Annotated in this window: 20 protein-coding genes; 8 read left to right on the forward strand and 12 right to left on the reverse strand. The window is 66.6% G+C overall.

Annotated features, from left to right (window positions below):
- Nucleotides 1–2: 2 nt before the first annotated feature.
- The 3 genes from NWE53_RS26325 to NWE53_RS26335 form a co-directional block, all read right to left on the reverse strand.
- On the reverse strand, nucleotides 3–1,205 hold the full coding sequence (locus NWE53_RS26325; protein ID WP_442864910.1) for a site-specific DNA-methyltransferase: 1,203 nt from the start codon (nucleotides 1,203–1,205) through the stop codon (nucleotides 3–5).
- A gap of 181 nt (nucleotides 1,206–1,386) precedes the next feature.
- A complete protein-coding gene (gene rnhB, locus NWE53_RS26330; protein WP_265052243.1) occupies nucleotides 1,387–1,998 on the reverse strand; it encodes a ribonuclease HII in 612 nt (203 codons plus the stop codon).
- Nucleotides 1,999–2,121: 123 nt separating this feature from the next.
- Entirely contained in the window at nucleotides 2,122–3,315 is a 1,194-nt protein-coding gene (locus NWE53_RS26335; protein ID WP_442864911.1) for a PA0069 family radical SAM protein, read from the reverse strand.
- Between the two features lie 124 nt (nucleotides 3,316–3,439).
- Here NWE53_RS26335 and NWE53_RS26340 point away from each other — a divergent pair, with 124 nt between their 5' ends.
- Nucleotides 3,440–3,922 (forward strand): glycosyltransferase family A protein, encoded by a 483-nt coding sequence (locus NWE53_RS26340; protein WP_265052244.1) that lies wholly within the window; start codon nucleotides 3,440–3,442, stop codon nucleotides 3,920–3,922.
- A gap of 105 nt (nucleotides 3,923–4,027) precedes the next feature.
- Here NWE53_RS26340 and NWE53_RS26345 read toward each other — a convergent pair whose 3' ends face one another.
- The 5 genes from NWE53_RS26345 to NWE53_RS26365 form a co-directional block, all read right to left on the reverse strand.
- Nucleotides 4,028–4,894 (reverse strand): hypothetical protein, encoded by an 867-nt coding sequence (locus NWE53_RS26345; RefSeq protein WP_265052245.1) that lies wholly within the window; start codon nucleotides 4,892–4,894, stop codon nucleotides 4,028–4,030.
- Between the two features lie 244 nt (nucleotides 4,895–5,138).
- Nucleotides 5,139–6,026: a KPN_02809 family neutral zinc metallopeptidase gene (ypfJ, locus tag NWE53_RS26350; RefSeq protein WP_265052246.1), complete on the reverse strand. Its 888-nt coding sequence runs from the start codon at nucleotides 6,024–6,026 to the stop codon at nucleotides 5,139–5,141.
- Between the two features lie 106 nt (nucleotides 6,027–6,132).
- Nucleotides 6,133–7,137, reverse strand: coding sequence for a cytochrome d ubiquinol oxidase subunit II (gene cydB / locus NWE53_RS26355; protein WP_265052247.1), 1,005 nt, complete (start codon nucleotides 7,135–7,137; stop codon nucleotides 6,133–6,135).
- A gap of 10 nt (nucleotides 7,138–7,147) precedes the next feature.
- The gene (locus NWE53_RS26360) at nucleotides 7,148–8,578 is read right to left on the reverse strand and encodes a cytochrome ubiquinol oxidase subunit I (protein WP_265052248.1); all 1,431 of its coding nucleotides are present in this window, start codon (nucleotides 8,576–8,578) and stop codon (nucleotides 7,148–7,150) included.
- A gap of 116 nt (nucleotides 8,579–8,694) precedes the next feature.
- A complete protein-coding gene (locus NWE53_RS26365; RefSeq protein ID WP_265052249.1) occupies nucleotides 8,695–9,516 on the reverse strand; it encodes a uracil-DNA glycosylase in 822 nt (273 codons plus the stop codon).
- A 170-nt stretch (nucleotides 9,517–9,686) separates the two neighbouring features.
- On the opposite strand from NWE53_RS26365, the gene NWE53_RS26370 reads away from it, so the two are divergent.
- The 3 genes from NWE53_RS26370 (at nucleotide 9,687) to NWE53_RS26380 (ending at nucleotide 14,620) form a co-directional block, all read left to right on the forward strand.
- Nucleotides 9,687–11,366 (forward strand): electron transfer flavoprotein-ubiquinone oxidoreductase, encoded by a 1,680-nt coding sequence (locus NWE53_RS26370; protein WP_265052250.1) that lies wholly within the window; start codon nucleotides 9,687–9,689, stop codon nucleotides 11,364–11,366.
- Nucleotides 11,367–11,845: 479 nt separating this feature from the next.
- Complete coding sequence (locus NWE53_RS26375; RefSeq protein WP_265055035.1) at nucleotides 11,846–13,603, forward strand: tetratricopeptide repeat protein; 1,758 nt, start codon at nucleotides 11,846–11,848, stop codon at nucleotides 13,601–13,603.
- Between the two features lie 120 nt (nucleotides 13,604–13,723).
- Entirely contained in the window at nucleotides 13,724–14,620 is an 897-nt protein-coding gene (locus tag NWE53_RS26380; RefSeq protein ID WP_442864912.1) for a 4-(cytidine 5'-diphospho)-2-C-methyl-D-erythritol kinase, read from the forward strand.
- 119 nt (nucleotides 14,621–14,739) lie between these two features.
- On the opposite strand, the gene NWE53_RS26385 is transcribed toward NWE53_RS26380, so the two are convergent.
- On the reverse strand, nucleotides 14,740–15,756 hold the full coding sequence (locus tag NWE53_RS26385) for a polyprenyl synthetase family protein (RefSeq protein ID WP_265052252.1): 1,017 nt from the start codon (nucleotides 15,754–15,756) through the stop codon (nucleotides 14,740–14,742).
- A gap of 153 nt (nucleotides 15,757–15,909) precedes the next feature.
- Between NWE53_RS26385 and NWE53_RS26390 the strand changes: the two genes are divergently transcribed.
- Nucleotides 15,910–16,122, forward strand: coding sequence for a putative signal transducing protein (locus NWE53_RS26390; RefSeq protein WP_442864913.1), 213 nt, complete (start codon nucleotides 15,910–15,912; stop codon nucleotides 16,120–16,122).
- Complete coding sequence (locus NWE53_RS26395) at nucleotides 16,115–16,897, forward strand: tRNA1(Val) (adenine(37)-N6)-methyltransferase (protein ID WP_265052254.1); 783 nt, start codon at nucleotides 16,115–16,117, stop codon at nucleotides 16,895–16,897. The genes NWE53_RS26390 and NWE53_RS26395 overlap by 8 nt, the downstream gene beginning before the upstream one ends.
- Here the strand turns inward: NWE53_RS26395 and NWE53_RS26400 are convergent.
- The 3 genes from NWE53_RS26400 to NWE53_RS26410 all read right to left on the reverse strand — a co-directional run bounded on the left by NWE53_RS26400 (nucleotide 16,888) and on the right by NWE53_RS26410 (nucleotide 18,020).
- Nucleotides 16,888–17,187, reverse strand: a complete 300-nt coding sequence (locus NWE53_RS26400; protein ID WP_265052255.1) for a hypothetical protein — start codon at nucleotides 17,185–17,187, stop codon at nucleotides 16,888–16,890. The two genes, NWE53_RS26395 and NWE53_RS26400, sit on opposite strands and share 10 nt — an antisense overlap.
- Before the next feature lie 154 nt (nucleotides 17,188–17,341).
- A complete protein-coding gene (locus tag NWE53_RS26405) occupies nucleotides 17,342–17,617 on the reverse strand; it encodes a hypothetical protein (RefSeq protein WP_265052256.1) in 276 nt (91 codons plus the stop codon).
- A 133-nt stretch (nucleotides 17,618–17,750) separates the two neighbouring features.
- Entirely contained in the window at nucleotides 17,751–18,020 is a 270-nt protein-coding gene (locus NWE53_RS26410; protein WP_265052257.1) for a hypothetical protein, read from the reverse strand.
- A gap of 252 nt (nucleotides 18,021–18,272) precedes the next feature.
- Between NWE53_RS26410 and NWE53_RS26415 the strand changes: the two genes are divergently transcribed.
- Both NWE53_RS26415 and glyS read left to right on the forward strand, forming a co-directional pair.
- The gene (locus NWE53_RS26415) at nucleotides 18,273–19,190 is read left to right on the forward strand and encodes a glycine--tRNA ligase subunit alpha (RefSeq protein WP_265055036.1); all 918 of its coding nucleotides are present in this window, start codon (nucleotides 18,273–18,275) and stop codon (nucleotides 19,188–19,190) included.
- Entirely contained in the window at nucleotides 19,190–21,652 is a 2,463-nt protein-coding gene (gene glyS / locus NWE53_RS26420) for a glycine--tRNA ligase subunit beta (RefSeq protein WP_265052258.1), read from the forward strand. Before NWE53_RS26415 ends, glyS begins: the two co-directional genes overlap by 1 nt.
- The last annotated feature ends 36 nt before the right edge of the window (nucleotides 21,653–21,688 follow it).

Raw genomic sequence — 21,688 nt, forward strand, 5'->3', positions numbered from 1 at the left:
GTTCAGGCGGCCGCCATCTGCGCCCTGATCTCGCCGCGCAGCGTGTCGAGCACGGTCAGATTGCCGCCGCGCTCGACATGCCAGAAGGTCCAGCCATTGCAGGCGGGCAGCCCCTGAGCGAGAGCGCCGACCTTGTGGATCGAGCCCACCGCGGGGCCGAGGATCAGCGTGCCGTCGGCCCGGATCACGGCCTTGTGGCGGCGCTTCTCGTCATGGACGGTCTCGCCCGCCTTCACCAACCCGGCCTCGACCAGGCTGAGGAACGGCACGCGCGGCTCGCTGCGCTTCGAAGGAGCGGTCGAGAAGGCCTCCGGCGCGAGTGGCGTCACTGCGGCGATGCGCTCGCGCGCCGCCTTGGCATAGACCGGATCGCGCTCGAGCCCGATGAAATGGCGGCCGAGCGCCTTGGCGACGGCGCCCGTCGTGCCGGTGCCGAAGAAGGGATCGAGCACGACGTCGCCGGGATTGCTGGCCGAAAGCAGTACGCGGGCTAGCAGGGCCTCCGGCTTCTGCGTCGGATGCACTTTGGCTCCGCCAGCGTCCTTCAGGCGCTCCTCGCCGGTGCAGAGCGGCAGATACCAGTCCGAGCGCATCTGCAGGTCGTCGTTGCCGCCCTTCAGCGCCTCGTAATGGAAGGTGTATTTCGAGCTTTCGCCGCGCGCCGCCCAGATCAGCGTCTCATGCGCGTTGGTGAAGCGCCGGCCGCGGAAATTCGGCATCGGATTGGCCTTGCGCCAGACGATGTCGTTCAGCATCCAGAAGCCGAGATCCTGCAGCGTCGCGCCGACACGAAAGATGTTGTGGTAGCTGCCGATCACCCACAGCGCCCCGTCCGGCTTCAGCACGCGTCGCGCCGCGGCAAGCCAGGCGCGGGTGAACGCATCATAGTCGGCGAAGGAGGCGAACTTGTCCCAGTCGTCGTCGACGGCGTCGACGAGGCTGTCGTCGGGCCGGCGCAGATCGCCGCCGAGCTGGAGGTTATAGGGTGGATCGGCGAAGACGAGATCGACGCTCGCCGGTGGCAACGCATTCATCGCCGCGACGCAATCGCCGACGAGAATCTGATCCAGCGGCAGTTCCGATGGAACGCCGATTGTTTCGGGAAGGCTCTTGGCCTTCATCCGAGCCCCCAGCGCAGGCCGTCCGGTACGCGAAACTTGAATCCGGACGGGAGCGCTGGCGGTCCCGGTACGCGAGATACCCATGACGCCAAGACCGTTACGCAACTTCAACAAGCGCGATATTGGCCGGACAGGGTAAAGGGCGGGTTTCCGCTTTGAAAAAAATGCGTCCCGTTTTGGGGCTGCAGAAATTGCCTAGCCCATTGGCATTGAAAGGAAATTTCCTAACGGGAATTAACGCTTCGCCCTGCCGTAACGGCAGTCTCTAGCGCGACCAGACGCCCTTCACCGGGGCGAAGGAGTAGCGGTGCTCGGGGCAGGGGCCGTGCTCGGCGATCGCCTTGCGGTGCTGCGGCGTCGCATAGCCGACATGGCCGGCGAAGCCATAGGCCGGATAGCGCCGCGAGAGCCGCGCCATCATCCTGTCGCGTGTCACCTTGGCGACGATCGAAGCCGCTGCGATGGAGGCCACCGCCCCATCGCCTTGAATGATGGCCTCGCAGCCGCAGCCGAATTGCGGCGGGTCGTTGCCGTCGACCAGCACATGCAGCGGCGCGAGCGGCAGCGCGGCTACGGCCCGGCGCATCGCGAGCAAGGTCGCCTGGCGGATGTTCAGCGCATCGATCTCGATCGCGGTGGCGCTGGCGACCGCGACGGCCAGCGCGCTCTCGACGATCTCGCCGAAGAGTTCCTCGCGGACCGGCGCCGACAGCTTCTTCGAATCGTCGAGCCCATGCGGCACGCGGGCAGGGTCCAGGATCACGGCGGCGGCCACAACAGGCCCGGCCAGCGGCCCGCGCCCGACCTCGTCAATGCCGGCAAGCGGCCAGCGGCCGGTCGCGATGGCGTGGGTCTCTCGGCTGAAATCGGCGGGCATGGCCGGGTTATGCAACATCCGTCCCTGGGGAGCCAGAGCGACATGAGTGCGCTCCACGGTCATCCCGGGTCTACGCTTCGGTTCGCCCGGGACGATGGCGCCTCACTCTCCAAACGCTCCCGCTCAAAACAAACTCAGCTGCGCCTTCTCCTTCTCGGGCTTGACGAACAGGTCGGTGCGCAGGCGCCGCCGCGTCGTGTTGAAGCCGCTGCGCTCAGCCGCGAGCTCGAAGCGCCGGCCGATCATCCAGGCATAGGGGCCTGAGCCGACCATGCGCTGGCCCCATTGCGAATCGTAGTCCTTGCCGCCGCGCGTCGAGCGGATCAGCGACATCACATGCCGGAGCTTGTCCGGGTGATGCGTCAGGAGCCATTCCTGCACGATGTCGCGCACCTCGAGCGGCAGCCTGAGCAGCACATAGCCGGCCTCCTGCGCGCCCGCCGCCTTGGCGGCGTCGAGGATGCGCTCGATCTCATGCTCGTTGATAGCCGGCACGACCGGCGCGACCAGCACCGTCACCGGAATGCCGGCCTCCGACAGCTTGCGGATCGTCTCCAGCCGCTTGGGCGGCGAGGCGGCGCGGGGCTCCATGCCGCGTGCGACCTTGGGGTCGAGCGTCGTCACAGAGAGCGCGACCTTGACCAGCCCCTTCTCCGCCATCGGAGCGAGGATATCGATGTCGCGCTGGACCAGCGCCGACTTCGTCACGATGCCGACCGGATGATTGAACTTCGCCAGCACCTCCAGGATCGAACGCATGATCCGCAGCTTCTTCTCGATCGGCTGATAGGCGTCGGTGTTGGTGCCGATTGCGATGGTGCGCGGCTGGTAGGAAGGGGAGGAGAGTTCCTTCTCCAGCAGCGCCGCGGCATCGGGCTTGGCGGTCAGCTTGCTCTCGAAATCGAGGCCGGGCGACAGGCCGAGATAGGCATGGGTCGGTCGCGCGAAGCAGTAGACGCAACCATGCTCGCAGCCGCGATAGGGATTGATCGAGCGGTCGAAGGAGATGTCGGGCGAGTCGTTGCGCGTGATGATGTTGCGCGCCTTCTCATAGGCGATCTCCGTCGTGAACGGCGGCAGCTCTTCCAGCGAGCCCCAGCCATCGTCCTCCGCGACGCGCTGCTCGGCCTCGTAGCGCCCGCCCGGATTGATCGTGGCGCCGCGCCCGCGCCGTCTCTCCGGATCGATGCGGTGGCCGGCATAGGCCATCGGGTCGGCCGGGGCGACGACAGGCGCGGAGACCGTCGGCTCCCGGTCGTGCCGCTTCAGCGGCTGGGCCGCCGGATAGGGCCTCTCGGTGGGTCTGGCCTGACGCATGGCAGTCGAACCTCGTCCAAAGCCGGGAATCGGCGTCGGTTCTCGCTCACCAATGTGAACATACCAAGAACAAATGGCAAGTGACAGGATTGCGACATGCTGCGCCGCATCATAAGCATTGGGCATGCTCACAGCCGTGATCCGGGCAGACGGTTCTCCACAGGCACTCGCCGCGACGCTCGCCGTGCTGATACCGGCGGTGGCCGAGGGTTTTCTCGGCCATGCGGTAATCGTCGATGCCGCGGGCTCGGCCGATATCGAGCGCATCGCCGACGGGACCGGGGCGCATTATCTGCGCGGCGGGGTCGAGGCCTGGCAGCGTGGAGCGGCCGAAGCGCGCGGAGACTGGATATTGCTGCTCGATGCCGGCGACGTCCCGCAGCCCCATTGGGTGCAAACCGTCGAGCGCCATTTACTGCTCGCCCCGAATCGGCCGGCACTGATCCCGGTGGAGGGGGCGGCAGCCTCGCTGCGTGAGCGTGCGGCAGTGGCCTTCGGTGGGCGCCGGCTGAGAGCGGGCCTCGTCGTTCCGAAAAGCGCGGCGCAGTCCGGGCACCTCGCTCGCGCACCGAAGCGGCTGGCGGTGCGGCGGGAAAGGGCCGGCTAAAGAGCCGCCCTAGGTCTTTTGCGTTCCTGGCATGCAAAGGCCCCGCCGAAGCGGGGCCTCAGGATTGGGAGCCGGTGGCTCGGCCGGAACGCGACGCCTATCCGGTCAGGCTTGCTCCAGCAGCAGGTTTTCGTCCCGATGCTCGCCGCCGAGTCCGGCAGCCCAAGCCGCCGCCGCGGCGCCGACAAGCAAGGCCGCCGCCGTCAGGAAGGCGGAGAGGACGGCGATCTTTCGGGCGCGTTCGGCTGCCTGCTTCGCGGTCTCCTTTGCCTGAGCCAAGCGGGCGTAGGCGTCATCGATGCGCTTCTGGGCATCCTGCTGGGCGATACTGGCCCGCGCCGCGAGCCGGCCGGCGAGGTAGTCCCGATCGGCAGGCTCGATCTTTCCATTGGAGAGCGCATTGACGAAGATTCGCGAGGCTTCGTTACGCTCCTCGGCCGTTACAGGCTGCTGGCCGCTGGCGCGCATGGAATTGTCGAGCGCCATGCTGAGCGGATCGACATTCTGGGAGATCAGCGATGCCGCTCCCGAGCCGGCGGAGGCGACGCCGCTGGCTGCCGTCTTCGCGGCCCCGAACAGCGACGATGTCGCGACGATGGTGATCAGCAGCGCGCCGGTGGCCCAGACGAGCAGACCATGGGTGGCGTCGCGCACTTTCCGCTCGTCCTTGGTGGAATCGAAGGTCGGCTGGCGCATGCGGCCGGCGAGATAGCCGCCTGCCATGCAGCAGGAGACGGTGACCCAGAGCGCCCAGAGAGCGCCGGCGATCGCCAGCGCCGTTGCGCTCGAACTCCTTTCGTAATCGGCGGAGACCATCGACAGGCCGATGGCCGAACCGAATACGGTCATGATCGTCGAGATGGCGGTGGCGATGACGGCGCCGCCGATGATCGGCCCCCATTGCACGTAAGAGTGCGTCTGCTTGTTGACGGTCACCGGGGCGACGACGACGTCTGTTCCTGACATGGACATGGGGATCTCCTATCGAAGCCCGAGGAACGACAGGATGGCCAAGATGACCACGACTAAGCCGACGAGATAGATGATGCTGTCCATGAGCCCCTCCTGCTGGCGAAAATCGCCATCTGCGTGAGAGGCAAACGGTTCTGAGGGCGCAGAGGTTCCTCCGCACCCGTCCAGATTGCAAAACAGCCGAAACCTGTCGTCGCGGCTGCCGGCGTGTCGATGCTCGCTCCGGCGGTGTCGGAGTTCCCCGCTACACCTGATTGCGGAACGTGTCGCAGCTCTGCATCGAGCCCGACTGGAAGCCGGTATTGAACCACTTCGTGCGCTGTGCCGAGGAGCCGTGGGTGAAGGAATCCGGCACCACCGTGCCCTGCGCCGCTTTCTGCAGTTTGTCGTCGCCGATCGCGGAAGCGGTGCGGATCGCCTCCTCGATGTCGCCCTGGTCGAGCCGGCCCATGGCCTGGACGTTGTGCGCCCAGACGCCGGCAAAGCAGTCGGCCTGCAATTCGACGCGCACCGAGATGGCGTTGGCATCGCGCTCGGACGAGCGCTCGCGCAGCTGGTTGGCCTTGGGCAGGATGCCGAGCAGGTTCTGGATGTGGTGGCCGACCTCGTGGCCGATCACATAGGCATAGGCGAAGTCGCCGCCGCCGCCGAGCTTGCGCTGCATCTCCTGGAAGAAGGAGGTGTCGAGATAGACCTTGCGGTCCTGCGGACAATAGAACGGACCCATCGCCGATTGTGCCGTGCCGCAGCCGGAGCGGTCGATACCGGAGAACAGGACGAGCCGCGGCGCCTGATAGCGGGTATTGGCCTGCTGCGGCAGGATCTTCGTCCAGACATCCTCGTTCTGCGCCAGCACGGCCGAGACGAAGCGGCCCATCTGGTCCTGCGGCGGGCCGGACGAGCGTCGGGTCTCCTGCGTCTGCTCACGCCCGCCGATGCCGCCGATCATCTCGGCGCCACCGATCAGCAGGCGCGGATCGATGCCGAGCGCCCAGCCGAGCAGGCCGAGCACCACCATCGTGCCGATGCCGATGCCGCCGCGGCCGCCGGGCATGCCGGCGAACCCGCCGCCGCCACCGCTGCCGCGCCTGTCCTCGAGATTCTCGGACTGGCGGTAATCTTCCCACTGCATGGACCGGTCCCCGAGAAAGCTCCCCGCAATCTCGCCAAGTGAGGCGGGGAACTCAAGCCGTCTTTGCAGGCGGCGGCTGAATATAGGCTGACTGCGGCCTGTCGGCTCAATGATAGCCGCTGTCGGCCCGCACCTTGCCGCGGAAGGTCCAGTACACGAAGGCCGTGTAGAACAGGATCATCGGCAGCAGGAACGCGACGCCGATCAGCACGAAGATATGGGAGGAGGGCGCTGCGGCCGCATCCCAGATCGTCACGTCCGGCGGCACCAGATAGGGGAAGTTCGAGATCGAGAGCCCGAGGAAGCAGAGCAGGAAGATCGCGATCGTCAGCGCGAAGGGCGTGAACTCGTGCGCGCCATGGAGCCGCCGCCAGGCGAGATAACCGCACAGCGCCGTCAGCACGGGGAAGGGCCACAGCCAGACGAGATTGGCTGGCGTGAACCAGCGCTCGGCGATGCGCGGATGCGCATAGGGTGTCCAGAGCGAGACCAGCACCGCGAAGGCCAGCAGCCCCAGCAGCAGGGTCTTCGCCTGACGCCGGGCCCGTTCGGCGACCGGGCCGTCCGTCTTGTAGAGCAGCCAGGTCGCGCCGAGCAGCGCATAGCCGACGACCACACCGGCCCCGCACATCACCGTGAAGGGCGTCAGCCAGTCGAGCGGTCCGCCGGCGAACTGTCCCTTCGCGACGGTGACGCCCTGGATCAGGCCGCCGAGCACAAGGCCTTGCGAGAACGCGGCCACCGTCGAGCCGAGCCAGAAGGCCAGATCCCAGCGCTGGTGATGCGGCTTGGCGACCCAGCGGAACTCGAAGGCGACGCCGCGGAAGATCAGCGCCAGCAGCATCAGCGTGATCGGGATGTAGAAGGCGGGCATGATGATGGCGTAGGCCTGCGGGAAGGCGACCCAGAGGCCGCCGCCGCCCAGCACAAGCCAGGTCTCGTTGCCGTCCCAGAACGGGGCAACAGAGTTCATCATCTGGTCGCGCTCGCCCTCGTCCTTGGTCGTCGGGAACAGGATGGCGATGCCGAGGTCGAAGCCGTCGAGCACGACATAGAGCATCACGGCGGTGCCGATCAGCACGGCCCAGATGATCGGAAGATACCATTCCATTGTCGTGCCCTCAGATCGCCGGCTGGATCTTGTCGTCGCCGGGATGGCCGTCTCCGAAGATCGTGGCGGCCTCGCCCTGCACCGCCTTGAGCGGGCGCTTCGATGGCTGCTCCGGTGGCTCTTCGCCGGTGATCTCGTCCGGTCCCTTGGCGATCAGGCGGTTGATCAGCAGGATGCCGGCCGTGAACACCACCGAATAGACGCAGACGAACAGGAAGAGCGAGATCGCGACCTGCAGGGTCGTGACCGGGGAGACGGCGTCGGCCGAGCGGATGATTCCCGTCGCCAGCCAGGGCTGGCGGCCGACCTCGGTGACGAACCAGCCTGAGAGAATGGCGACGAAGCCCGCCGGCCAGGAATACTGGGCGATCCAGAGCCAGCGTCGCGATTCGAATACTGTGCCCTTGCGCCAGAGCCAGGCGCCGGTCCACCCGAACAGGATCATCAGCACGCCGATCCCCACCATCGCCCGGAAGGCGAAGAACGGGATCAGGACGGGCGGCCGATCCTGCACCGCAAAGTCCTTCAGGCTCGGGAAGAGCGCGTTCATGCTGCCATGGGTCACCAGGCTGGCGACGCCCGGGATCGATATCTCGAATCGGTTGAGCTCGGCCTTCTCGTCGGGCCAGGCGAAGAGCACGAGGGCGCCGGGCTTCGACGAATCCCAGTGCGCCTCGATCGCGGCGAGCTTGGCCGGCTGATAGGTCGCCGTGTCTCGGCCGTGGAAATCGCCGATCACCGCCTGCAGCGGCGCGGTCAATGCGATCATCAGGATCGCCATCCGCACCATCGTCTTGGCCGATTCGGTGCGATGTCCGATGAGCAGATGCCGCGCGCCGGTCGCCAGCACGACGAAGGCGGTCGTCAGATAGGCTGCCGTCATCATATGGGCGAAGCGTAGCGGGAAGGTCGGGTTGAAGACGATCTTCATCCAGTCGACCGGGTAGGCGATACCATCGCGCACCTCATGCCCGGTGGGATACTGCATCCAGCTATTGGCCGAGAGAATCCAGAAGCCGGAGAGCGCCGTGCCGCCCGCGACGATGATCGCCGAGGTGAAATGCAGCCAGGGCGGCACGCGCTTCCAGCCGAACAGCAGCACGCCGAGGAAGGACGCCTCCAGGAAGAAGGCCGAGAGCACCTCGTAGCCGATCAACGGCCCGATGACGTTGCCGACCGCCGTCGAGAACCGGCTCCAGTTGGTGCCGAACTGATAGGACAGCACGATGCCGGAGACCACGCCCATGGCGAAGGAGACGGCGAAGATCTTGGTCCAGAAGCGCGCGACCAGGTGGAATTTAGGATCGCCGGTCTTGAGCCACAGGCCGAGCAGCGTGGCGATATAGGCGGAAAGCCCGATGGTGAACGCTGGAAAGACGATGTGGAAGGAGACGGTGAAGGCGAACTGCAACCTTGAAAGCAAGAAGGCGTCGATGACCATTGCAGAACTCCATCCGGCAGCGCCATGAAGGCGCCGGGTTTCGCCCGCTGGGGCGCTTCTGGATATGATCTAATTCGAGCTTGCCCTGCTTGGCTCCGGTCCGCAACGCCGCTGCGTCAATTCTTCCCATCGAGCGCGGTTTTGAGCGCGCGCAAATCCCGCCAGGCGAGCCGCTTCTGCAATGGCTGACGCAGCAGATAGGCCGGGTGCAGCGTCGCGAGGGCGCGGATGCGCCGCGAGCCGGTATCGTACTCGACCCATTGTCCGCGCGAGCGCAGGATGCCGCTGAAGCCGAGCAGCCCCTGCGCCGAGGGCCCGCCGACGCAGACGAGGATATCGGGGTCGGCAAGCTCGATCTGGCGCTGGATGAAGGGCAGGCAGATCGCGACCTCCTGCGGCGTCGGCGTGCGGTTGCCGGGCGGCCGCCAGGGCAGCATGTTGGCGATGTAGACGTCTTCCTTGCGACTGAGGCCGATCGCAGCCAGCATCCGGTCGAGCAACTGCCCGGACCGTCCGACGAAGGGCAGGCCGAGCCGATCCTCGTCGGCGCCGGGCGCTTCGCCGACCATCATCACCCGTCCCTCCGGATTGCCGTCGGCGAAGACGAGGTTCTTGGCGGTGGCCTTCAGCGCACAGCCCTCGAACTTGGCCAGCGCCTCTTTCAGCTCATCGAGCGTGCGCGCTTCGCGGGCAAGCGCCCGCGCGCTGACCGCGGCATCTTCGGGCGCCGTGGCGGCGGCTGCGATCGGCCGGGGCGCGGCAGCCGGACGGCCCGGCAGCGAACGCAGTTGTCCTGCGGGCCGGTCAGCGGGCGCCGGCTCGGCGAAATGATTGCGCGGCGTTTCGTCGAGCGCTTCCGTCACGCCCATCTCGGCGTACCAGCTCAGAAGCTCGTAAGGGTTTGGCTCGTCGGGGCCGGCTGCATCGGACAGGCTCATGAGCGCATCCTATACCCTGCAAAGCCGCTTCGCGAGCCAACGCAGTTGCAAAATGGAACGGGCACTTGGATAGAGGGGTTCCAGACTGGACGGAAGCCGAACGTTGAACGAGTCGGCGGGATAGTTCATATATAAACAATTGCGCGGCGCGGATGAAGGCGGAGGGCAGGATGGATCTGAAGGAAGCGCAGAGCGAACCGCGCGAGAGCATGGACTATGACGTCGTCATCGTCGGCGCCGGTCCTGCGGGTTTGGCTGCCGCGATCCGTTTGAAGCAGCTCGACGAGAACATCACCGTCGTCGTGGTCGAGAAGGGGGCCGAGGTCGGCGCCCACATTCTCTCCGGCGCGGTGATCGACCCGATCGGCCTGGATCGTCTCGTGCCCGATTGGCGCGATGATCCGGAGCGTCCGCTGACCACGGAGGTCAAGGAGGACATCTTCTATTTCCTCACAGAGCCGAACGGCATCCGCCTGCCGAACTTCGGTATGCCCAAGCTGATGAACAACCACGGCAATTTCGTCGGCTCGCTCGGGCTGGTGGCGAAGTTCCTGGCGGCGCGCGCCGAGGCGCTGGGCGTCGAGATCTATCCCGGCTTCGCCGCTGCGGAACTGCTCTACAACGATGACGGCTCGATCGCCGGCATCGCCACTGGCGATATGGGCATCGCCAAGGACGGCACGGTCTCCGAGCGCTTCACCCGCGGCATGGAGCTGCGCGGCCGCTACACGCTGCTGGGCGAGGGAGCACGCGGCTCGCTCTCCAAGATCGCCATCCGGAAGTTCGCTCTCGACGAGGGGCGCGAGCCGCAGAAATACGGCATCGGCCTGAAGGAACTCTGGCAGGTCAAGCCGGAGAAATTCCACAAGGGCCGCGTCCAGCATTCCTTCGGCTGGCCGCTCGACAACAGCACGGGCGGCGGCTCCTTCCTCTACCATTTCGACGACAATCTCGTCACCGTCGGCTTCGTCGTGCATCTGAACTATCAGAACCCGACGCTCTCGCCCTTCGACGAGTTCCAGCGCTTCAAGACGCATCCGCTGATCCGCGACACTTTCGAAGGCGCCAAGCGCATCTCCTATGGCTCACGCGCCATCACCGAGGGCGGCTATCAATCGGTGCCCAAGCTGACATTCCCGGGCGGCGCGCTGATCGGCTGCGCGGCGGGCTTCGTCAACGTTCCCCGCATCAAGGGCAGCCACAACGCGATTCTGTCCGGCATGCTGGCGGCGGAAAAGCTGGTGCCCGCATTGCAGGCGGGGCGCAGCCATGACGAGGTGGTCGAGATCGAGGATAGCTGGCGCGACAGCGCCATCGGCAAGGACCTCAAGCTGGTCCGCAACGTCAAGCCGCTCTGGTCGAAGTTCGGTACGCTGATCGGCATCGGCCTTGGCGGCATCGACATGTGGCTGAACCAGCTCTTCGGCTGGTCGCCCTTCGGCACGCTCAAGCACGGCAAGCCGGATTTCGCGACGCTGAAGCCGCTCGCCGAGGTCACGCCGATCACCTACCCGAAGCCCGACGGCAAGATTTCCTTCGACAAGCTGTCCTCGGTCTTTCTCTCCTCGACCAACCACGAGGAAGACCAGCCTGCGCATCTGAAGCTGACGGACCCGTCGATCCCGATCGCAAAGAACCTGCCTGTTTATGGCGAGCCGGCCCGGCTCTACTGCCCGGCGGGGGTCTACGAGGTGGTCTATGACGATGCCGAGGCGAAGACCAACCCGCGCTTCGTGATCAACGCGCAGAACTGCGTCCACTGCAAGACCTGCGACATCAAGGACCCCGCCCAGAACATCACCTGGACGGTGCCGGAAGGCGGCGGCGGACCTGGCTACGCGAATATGTGATCGGCTTGCGCCGGCGCGCTTGCAACACGTCATGAAAAAGGGCGCGCCGGCAGGCGCGCCCTTTGTTTTTGCGAGGCTGATCAGCCCTTGCGCACGACGGACGGAGCCGGCTTCGGCTCGTCCTTGGTGCAGCGGTCGGCGAAACCGGCGAGAAGAGCGGCAGCCGCGAAACTCGGAACAATCTTTTCCATTGGAACGATCCCAACAGAGAAGCTGCGTGATCTGGGGACCAACGAAATATGGAGCTGATAACCTTGCCTGATGACTGGCGTTTTCTCACGGCCTCCTCTCCGTCAGCCGGTTTTCGGGCACTGTTGCGCCGCCGCTACGAGACTGCCGCATTCGCTCGGAGCCCGGCTTGCCGGCCCGCCCGGAAACCGCCATCTTGCCAGCCTACGCGAAGCGATCACGGTCCGCTGGAAAAAGCGCCCCGGAACAGTGAGGCGGCGGACCGAGGGAGAATGGCAGTCGTGACATTTATGAAGAAGCTGCGTGCCTCCGGTACGGCTGCTGCCTTGTCGTTTTTGATGGTTCTGCCGGTGGCTGCTGCCGCTCAAGGCGCGACCGCGCCGCGTTCGGCCGATTCGCTCGAGCCGGCCGACAGCCTTGAAGGGAATTACCTCGCCGCCATCGTGGCAGGCGCCTCGCGCGATCTCGGCGCCGCCTCCGTCTATCTGCGTGAGGCCGTGCGGGACGATCCGCAGAACAACGACCTGCTGGAGCGCGCTTTCGTCGCTTTCCTGGCCGACGGCGCCATGCCCGACGCCTTCCGCGCCGCCGACAAGCTGATCCAGCAGGATCCGAGCAACGGCCTGGCGCAACTCGTCATTGGCATCCGTTCGATCAAGCAGAAGAGCTACCAGACCGCGCGCAATCACCTTCAGCGCGGCGGGCGCGGCCGGGCGGCCGACATCACCGCGACGCTGCTTTCCGCCTGGTCCTATCTCGGTTCGGGCAATTCCAGGCGCGCCATCGAGACGCTGGAGCGGTTGAAGGGCGAGCCGTCCTACAATCTTTTCCGCGACTATCACGCCGGGTTGATTCTCGACGCCGCCAACCGCAAGGCCGAGGCCGAGAAGCGGCTGAAATCGGCCTATGACGCCGAAAAGACGACGCTGCGCCTGGTAGATCTCTGGGCGCGCTTCCAGGCCCGCGGCGGCGATTATGCCGGGGCTGCGGCGACCTACGCCGATTTCGGCCGCTTGCTGCCCAACCACCCGATCATCCGCGAGGGCATGTCGCTGGTGGCGAAGAAGGAGGCCCCGCCGCGCCAGATCCAGACGGCGCAGCAGGGTGCCGCCGAGGTGCTCTACGGGCTCGCCAGCGCCGGCAATCGCCAGGGCGACGAAGCCGCTGCGCTGCTCTATCTGCGCATGGCGATCTATCTCGACCCCGGCCAGGACCTCGCCATCCTGACGCTGGGCGACATCCTCGAGCGCGCCCGCCAGCCGGAGGACGCGGTCGCGGTCTACGACAGGATGCCGGCTTCCTCGCCGCTGCGTTCCAATGCCGAGATCCAGGCCGGCCTCGCGCTGGAGAATCTCGGCAAGCCGGAAGAGGCGGTGAAGCATCTGGAGAAGGTCATCGCCGAGCGCCCCGATGATGTCGACGCGCTCTCCGCGCTCGGCAATATCTATCGCTCGCGCAAGCAGTTTGCCGAGGCGGCGGCGGCCTACGACAAGGCCATCAACAAGATCGCCTCGCCGGGCCGCGCCAACTGGGACCTGTATTATTTCCGCGGCATCGCGCGCGAGCGCATCAACCGCTGGCCGGAAGCCGAGGCCGATCTGCGCAAGGCGCTCGAACTCCTGCCCGATCCGCTCGGGCGCGAGCGCGCTCTGGTGCTGAATTATCTCGGATATTCGCTGGTCGACAAGCATCTCAAGCTCGACGAGGCGCTCGACATGCTGCGCCGTGCCGTCGAGCTGCGGCCGCGCGACGGCTACATCATCGATTCGCTGGGCTGGGCCTATTACCGCCTCGGCCGCTACGAGGATGCCTCACGCGAGATCGAGCGCGCCGCCGAGCTGCGCCCCTCCGACCCGGTCATCAACGACCACCTCGGTGACGTCTATTGGCGCACCGGCCGCCAGCTCGAGGCGAAGTTCCAGTGGAACCACGCCCGCGACCTCAAGCCGGAGCCCGAGGATCTGGAGAAGATCCAGCGCAAGATCGAGCGCGGGCTGGAGGATCCCTCGGCCAATGTCACGGACGACGCCAAGAAGGACGGCGGCTGACGCCTCCCGCGTCATAGGCGCCTCTAGAGAGTTTTCGCGTTGCTCCGAAGCGCAGAAATTCTCTAGCCCCTTGATTTATCGCATTTTCTTCACGCGAACCGGTATCCACTTCGCTCGAAAATGCTTCAGCCGGGATCGGCCGTGGCTCTACCGCTGACGACGCGTGCGCGCGCCAAGGTCAATCTTGACCTGCGGGTTCTTGGTCGGCGCGACGACGGCTATCACGAGCTCGAAAGCCTCGTCGCCTTCGCCGGAATCGGCGACGAGCTGACGCTCGATCCCGATGGACCGCTCTCCCTGTTGATTGCCGGTCCCCGCGCTACGGGGCTGGCGGTCGATGACGGCAATCTCGTCCTGCGCGCCGCCCGCGCGCTGGAGGCCGCCCGCCCCGGCCTGCGCTTCGGGCGCCTCCACCTCGTCAAGCGATTGCCTGTCGCCTCCGGGATCGGCGGCGGCTCGGCTGACGCGGCTGCGGCTTTGCGGCTGCTCGCGCGCCTGAACGGCATCGCCATGTCCGATCCGATTCTGCACGATGTCGCCGCGCAGGTCGGTGCCGATGTGCCGGTCTGCCTCGATTCGCGGGCGCGGCTGATGGCCGGTATCGGCGAGCGGCTCGGCCCGGCGCTGCGCTTGCCGCGGCTCTTTGCGCTGCTGGTCAATCCGGGCGTGGCAGTCGAAACGGTTGCGGTCTTCCGGGCGCTTGGACTGGCGCATGGCCAGCGGCTGGGCGGCCCCGATCAAAAGGCCGGCTATGGCACGGTCTCGGCGGCGGAGCTTCTCGCAAATCTCGCCCGTTCCGGAAACGATCTCGCCGTGCCCGCTCAGCGCGTTGCGCCGGGGATCGGCGAGGTCCTGGAGCGGTTGGAGCGCATTCCGGATTGCCGGCTTGCCCGCATGTCCGGCTCTGGCGCGACCTGCTTTGCGCTGTTCGATGATTGCCGCGCCAGCGCCGCTGCGGCGAAGGTACTGCAACGCGATCGGCCGGATTGGTGGGTGAAACCGACGTTGTTGAGCTGATAATCAGCCGTCATTCTCGGGCGAAGTGCAGCGCAGACCCGCGAATCGCTCACAGAATGAGGAGCAGGAGCCTCCGCGTTACGAGATGCTCGGGTCGAGCCCGAGCATGACGCTCCGCCTCAATGCGCCCGCGCCACGCAGAAATCGACGGCGGCGTTGAGCGCCTGCTTCATCGGCGAGGCCGGAAAGAGGCCGAGCGCGTCCTTGGCCATTCGCGCATAGTGCTCGGCACGGGCGATGGTGTCGTCCAGCGCCTTGTGCCGGCGCATGATCGCCTGCGCCTCTTCCAGATCGCCGTCCCTGATCTCGCCGTCCTGCAATGTGCGCTTCCAGAAGGCGCGCTCCGTCTCGTCACCGCGGCGGAAGGAGAGGACGACGGGCAGGGTGATTTTGCCCTCGCGGAAATCGTCGCCGGTGTTCTTGCCGAGCTTGGCCGCCACGCCCCCATAGTCGAGCGCGTCGTCGATGAGCTGGAAGGCGATGCCGAGATTGAGCCCGTAGCTGCGGCAGGCGGCGGCATCGGCCTTGGAAGAGCTGGCGATCACTGGCCCGACCTCGCAGGCCGCGGCAAAGAGCTCTGCCGTCTTGCCGCGGATGACCGACAGATATTCGTCCTCGGTCGTCTCGGTGTTCTTGGCGACGGAGAGCTGGAAGACCTCGCCCTCGGCGATCACGGCGGCGGCGGTGGAGAGAATGTCGAGTGCCCGGAGCGAGCCGACCTCGACCATCATCTTGAAGGCCTGGCCGAGCAGGAAGTCTCCGACCAGCACGCTGGCTTCGTTGCCCCAGAGCATGCGGGCCGCGAGCTTGCCGCGGCGCATGTCGCTCTCGTCGACGACGTCGTCATGCAGCAGCGTCGCCGTGTGCATGAACTCGACGGAAGCCGCGAGCTTGACCTGACCCTCGCCCTGATAGCCGCAGAGATTGGCCATGGCGAGCGTCAGCATCGGCCGCAGCCGCTTGCCGCCGGAGGAGATGAGGTGGTTGGCGACCTCCGGGATCATCGTCACGTCAGAGCCGGTGCGTGACAGGATCATGGCATTGACCCGCTCCATGTCGGCACGCGTCAGCGCGACGAGCGGCTCGATGCTCGCCTGATTCGATTCCCGTTCCTCGAGGGATACGACAACGCCCACTGGAAACACTCCGGATCAGATCCACGCGCCGATACGGCGCGCCTGCAGCCATGCCACAACCGTCGCATGGGACGCCAGCCCCCGCAAACCGGCGGGACGCCGCACCTTGCGCGAAGCGGCCGGCTTGGGCTCCATGGGGCGATGCACGAACTCATGCGCACCAACGACCTCATCCTGCTCGGCGCCGTCGAGGCCCTGCTGGACTCCGCCGGGCTCGACTGCCTGATCGCCGACCAGCACATCAGCGCGCTCGAAGGCATGATCGGTGCCTTCCCCCGGCGCCTCCTCGTGCGCGAGGCGGATAAGCGCCGGGCGCGGGCCCTGCTGGTCGAGGCCGGCTATGGCGGCGAGCTGCGTGATGAATGAGGCGGATGCTGCCTCGGCATTGGGCGAGATCGTCGAGGACCGGCTGCTCGACGGCCGTCTCGTTCTGCGCCAGCCGCGCAAGGGCCATCGCGCCGGCACGGATGCCATTCTCCTGGCGGCAGCGCTGCCCGATCTCGATGGCGGAACGCTGCTTGATATCGGTTCGGGCGTCGGAACGGTCGGCCTGGCCGCAGCGCTCGCAAGGCCCGGATTGAGCGTCACGTTGCTGGAGCGCGATCCCGATCTCGCGGCTCTGGCGAAGCACAATGCCGAGACGAACGGCATGGCCGGCCGCGCCGGCGTCATATCGGCCGACATCACGGCTCCTGCTGTGGAACTGGAGGCGGCGGGGCTGAAGGCAGCTTCCTTCGACGCGGTTGCGATCAATCCGCCCTTCTATCCCGCAGGGGGGACGCGGGCCTCGCCGACGCCCAATCGCAGGGCCGCCCATGTCGCCGAAGGCGATCTTCAGCCCTGGCTCCGTGCGGCCCGGCGCGCGCTGAAACCCGGCGGGCTCCTTGCGATGATCCATCGGGCCGAGGCGTTGCCGGAACTGCTCGCCGGCCTCGGCACCGGCTTCGGCGCCATCGCGATCCGGCCGGTCCACGGCTCGGCCGAGAGGCCGGCGATCCGTGTCATCGTCACGGCGGTCCTGAACAGCAGAAAGCCGGCAGAGGTGCTGCCGGCTTTCGTGATCAATGGCCCCGATGGCCGCTTTACCGATGCGAGCGAGGCCGTCCATCGTGGCCGCGCGCGCCTTGCGGCCTACCAGTAGCGCGGCCCGTAGAACGGCGGCGGCGGGGGCGGCGGACCATAGAAGCGCGGGCCGTAATAGGGGCGCGGCCCGTAATAGCGCGGCGGACCATAATAGCGGCGGGGCCCATAGTAGCCGCGCGGTCCGTAATAGCGGCGCGGCCCGTAATAATACTGGGCTTGCTGCACCATGCCGCCGGTATCAACCAGCGGCGCGGCGGCGACGGGCGCGGCAGCGGCCGGGGTGGCGCTCAGGGCGGCCACGCCCAGCGTGCCGGCCGTCGCGACGGTGAAAAGCATCGTCCGGAACATGATATCCTCCATGAGGTTGGCGCCGGCAGTATCTGCCGTCGAAATGAACGCCGTCCGTGGAAACGAAATTAGGTCTTTGAAGCTGAACGGAACGAAACCGCGCCGTTCAGCTTGCCTTCATTGAGCGGCCGATCATGGCCGGAATGCGTCGGCCTCAGCGGCAGACCCGTACGGGGCGGACGACCCAGCGCCAGCCATTCCACACGCGGCGTTCCGACCAGAAGCAGCGCGGGCGATAATAGGGGCGCGGGCCGTAATGGCGGCGTGGGCCTCGGTAGTAGTACTGGGCCTGTTCGATAAGGCCTTGGCCGGCCTGCGCGGTCTGGCCGGCCGGGGCAGCGACCGGCGCGGCCGAGGCGGGAGCAGCCGTCAGGGCAATACCGCCCAGCGCCGCCGTCACGGCAGCCGCGAGAAGCGTTGTACGGAACATCGTGATCTCCATCGCTGGCCACCGGCTTCGCCGATGGCCGACTTGTCGTCCCTGCAAAGGAACTTAGGCGTTTCACCTGAACGGCGCGAAACCGCGCCGTTCAGCTTGTCTTCATCTGGGGAAGGGCGCCGGCTCAGCGGCAGACGCGGTGCGAGCGCACGATCCAGCGCCGGCCGTTCCAGACGCGGCGGGTCTCGGTCCAGCAGCGGCGGACATGCGGGCGGCCCGGGCCGTAATGCGGGCGGCCACGATGCCAGGCCTGCTGCACGAGGCCGGTTTCAGCGCCGGAAGCCAGCGCCGTGCCGGCCGAGATCGGCGCGGCGGAAGCCGGGGCGCTGCTCATGGCGGCACCGAGCAAGGTTGCTGCGCCGAACGCGGCGGCAATGATGCGGGTTGTCAACATGGGCTTAACTCCTTCGTTATCCAGCCGCCGGCCCGGCATCAAATGCTCGCCCCGAACATCGCGAGCCCAGCGGTTGTCCCGGTGGTTATCAGACCGGGTATGAACGAAACCTGTCCGGTTCCGGCCGGGCGCTTGACCCTGGCGGGCGCGAACCCTAAGCACCCCGCCATCCCTTTGTTATCGGAAGGTTGCCGGCACTTGTCCGCCCCAGCACCGCACTTGCTCCCTGCCAACCCGGTTTCCTCGCCGGCGATGGACCCGACGCGCTCTTTCCAGGCGCTGCTGCTGACGCTGCAGCGCTTCTGGGCCGAGCGAGGTTGCGTCGTGCTGCAGCCTTACGACATGGAGGTCGGCGCCGGCACCTTCCACCCGGCGACGACTTTGCGTGCGCTTGGGCCCAAGCCCTGGAAGGCGGCCTATGTCCAGCCTTCGCGCCGCCCCAAGGACGGCCGCTATGGCGAGAACCCCAACCGCCTCCAGCATTATTACCAGTTCCAGGTCATCCTGAAGCCGTCGCCGCCGGACCTGCAGCAGCTCTATCTCGACTCGCTCAAGGCCATCGGCGTCGATCTCGCGCTGCATGATGTCCGCTTCGTCGAGGACGATTGGGAAAGCCCGACGCTCGGCGCATGGGGGCTCGGCTGGGAGTGCTGGTGCGACGGTATGGAGGTCAGCCAGTTCACCTATTTCCAGCAGGTCGCGGGTGTCGAATGCGCCCCGGTCGCGGGCGAGCTGACCTATGGGCTCGAGCGGCTGGCGATGTATGTCCAGGGCGTCGAGAACGTCTACGACCTCAATTTCAACGGCCTCGACGGCGAGGACCGGATTTCATACGGCGACGTCTTCCTGCAGGCCGAGCAGGAATATTCGCGGCATAATTTCGAGCACGCCAATACCGAGACGCTGTTCCGCCACTTCTCGGACGCCGAAGCCGAATGCAAGGCGTTGCTGGCCGCCGGCGAACCCGTCTCCGGCGCCAACCAGCCTCGCCACCAGCTCGCCCTGCCGGCCTATGACCAGTGCATCAAGGCGAGCCACATCTTCAATCTGCTCGATGCGCGCGGCGTGATCTCGGTCACCGAGCGCCAGAGCTATATCCTGCGCGTGCGTGAGCTCGCCAAGGCCTGCGGTGCAGCCTGGCTGAAGACCGCCGGCGGCGGAGCCATCTGATGCCCGATCTCCTGCTCGAACTCTTCTCCGAGGAAATCCCCGCGCGCATGCAGCGCAAGGCGGGCGAGGATCTGAAGAAGCTCGTCACCGATGCGCTCGTCGAGCGCGGCCTCGTCTATGAGGGCGCCAAGGCCTTCGTCACGCCGCGCCGGCTGGCGCTGCACGTCGCCGGGCTGCCGGTGCGCGGCCGCGATGTCCGCGAGGAGCGCAAGGGCCCGCGCGTCGGCGCGCCCGAGGCTGCCGTGCAGGGCTTCCTCAAGGCTGCCGGGCTAAATTCGCTCGATCAGGCGACCATCGTCAGCGATCCGAAAAAGGGCGATTCCTACGTCGCCATCATCGAGAAGCCAGGCCAGGAAACTGTTGCCGCCATCGCCGAGATCGTGCCGGCGGTGATCCGGTCCTTCCCCTGGCCGAAGTCGATGCGTTGGGGCAAGGCTTCCGCTGCCGGTGCCAGCCTGCGCTGGGTGCGCCCGCTGCATTCGATCCTCTGCACCTTCGGCGCGGAGACCGAGGACACCGAGATCGTGCCCTTCGAGGTCGACGGCATCGTCTCCGGCAACGTCACCTATGGCCACCGCTTCCATGCGCCCGGCCCGATCACGGTGAAGCGCCTCGACGACTATGTGACCTCGCTGGAGAAGGCCAAGGTCGTGCTAGATGCCGACCGGCGCAAGGAGATCATCCTCACCGACGCCCGCAACCTCGCCTTCGCGCAGGGGCTCGATCTCGTCGAGGATGAGGGGCTTCTGGAGGAGGTTGCCGGCCTCGTCGAATGGCCGGTCGTGCTGATGGGCGAATTCGAGGAGCGCTTCCTCGACATCCCCGGCGAGGCGATCCGCGCCACCATCCGCGCCAACCAGAAATGCTTCGTGTTGCGCGATCCCGCGACGGGCGCGCTTGCCAACCGCTTCATCCTGGTCTCGAACCTCCTCGCCAGCGACGGCGGCACGGCGATCACCGCCGGCAACGGCCGCGTCGTGCGCGCCCGCCTCTCCGACGCCGCCTATTTCTGGCAGACCGATCGCGGCTCGCTGCCGGACCTCGATACGCTCACGGCCAGCGCCGAGAAGCTCGGGCTCGATCTCGCCAAGCCGCTCGACCAGCGCATGGCCAAGCTCGAAAAGCTCGGCGTCGTCTTCCACGCGAAGCTCGGCACGCAAGGCGAGCGCGTCCAGCGCATCGCCGCGCTGGCGAGGGAGCTGGCTGATATCGTCGGTGCCGATCCCGAGAAGGCCGAGCGCGCCGCCAAGCTTGCCAAGGCCGATTTGCCGACCGAGATGGTCGGCGAATTCCCCGAGCTGCAGGGCCTGATGGGCCGGAAATACGCCGAGCTGCAGGGCGAGGACGCCTCGGTCGCCGCCGCGGTCGAGGAGCATTATAAGCCGCTCGGTCCCTCGGACCGCGTGCCGAGCGATCCAGTTTCGGTGGCGGTGGCGCTGGCCGACAAGCTCGATACGCTCGTCGGGTTCTGGGCCATCGACGAGAAACCCACGGGGAGCAAGGACCCCTATGCGCTGCGACGGGCGGCGTTGGGCGTGATCCGGCTGGTGGTTGAGAACGGGGCCCGACTGCCATTGTCTGACATTGGTATAGCTGCACTCAAGCCGGTGCTCGGCACGATGTACTACGCCAACAAGATGGCTTCGTTGGAGGCAGTCGAGGCTTTGAGCGACCTTGGAGTACAAGACGATATCGTTGACGACGCATCAACGCGTTTTGGAGGGAGCGTAAAAGCAATCGATATCTTTGATGATATCGTCCCTGGATACGAAAAGTGGGCTGATGAGAAAGTTGCCGGCCTCCTCTCCTTCTTCCACGATCGCCTGAAGGTCATGCTCCGCGACCAAGGCGCGCGGCATGATTTGGTCGATGCGGTTCTCGTCGGCGCCCCTTCTCCCCTTGCGGGAGAAGGTGGCAGCGCATCAGCGCTGACGGATGAGGGGTCTCGCGACGCTTCCGGCAAGGGTGGCGCGACCCCTCACCCCAACCCTCTCCCGCAGGGGGAGAGGGGGCAGGTCGGCGATTCCGACGATCTCCTCCTCATCACCCGCCGCGTCGCGGCGCTCGGCCGCTTCCTCGACACCGAGGACGGCAGGAACCTGCTCGCCGGCTACAAGCGCGCCGCCAACATCCTCAAGGCCGAGGAGAAGAAGGACGGGGAGGGCGCCTTCGCCGATGCTCCGGACCTGCACCTCATCGCCGATGCCGGGCTGATCGAGGAGAAGGCGCTCGCCGTCGCGCTGGCGCAGGCCACTCCGAAGGCCGAGGCCGCCGTCGCCGCCGAGGATTACGAAGGCGCCATGGCCGCGCTGGCGGAGCTGCGCCCGGCGGTCGATGCCTTCTTCAACAAGGTCACGGTCAACGATCCCGATCCGGCCCAGCGCGCCAACCGCCTGAAGCTGCTGAACCAGCTTCGTCAGGCGACGCGCTCGGTCGCGGATTTCGACCGCATCGCGGGCTGACACACCGCCGTCATGCTCGGGCTTGACCCGAGCATC

It is taken from the genome of Bosea sp. NBC_00550 (genome assembly GCF_026020075.1).
Taxonomy (GTDB): Bacteria; Pseudomonadota; Alphaproteobacteria; order Rhizobiales; family Beijerinckiaceae; genus Allobosea.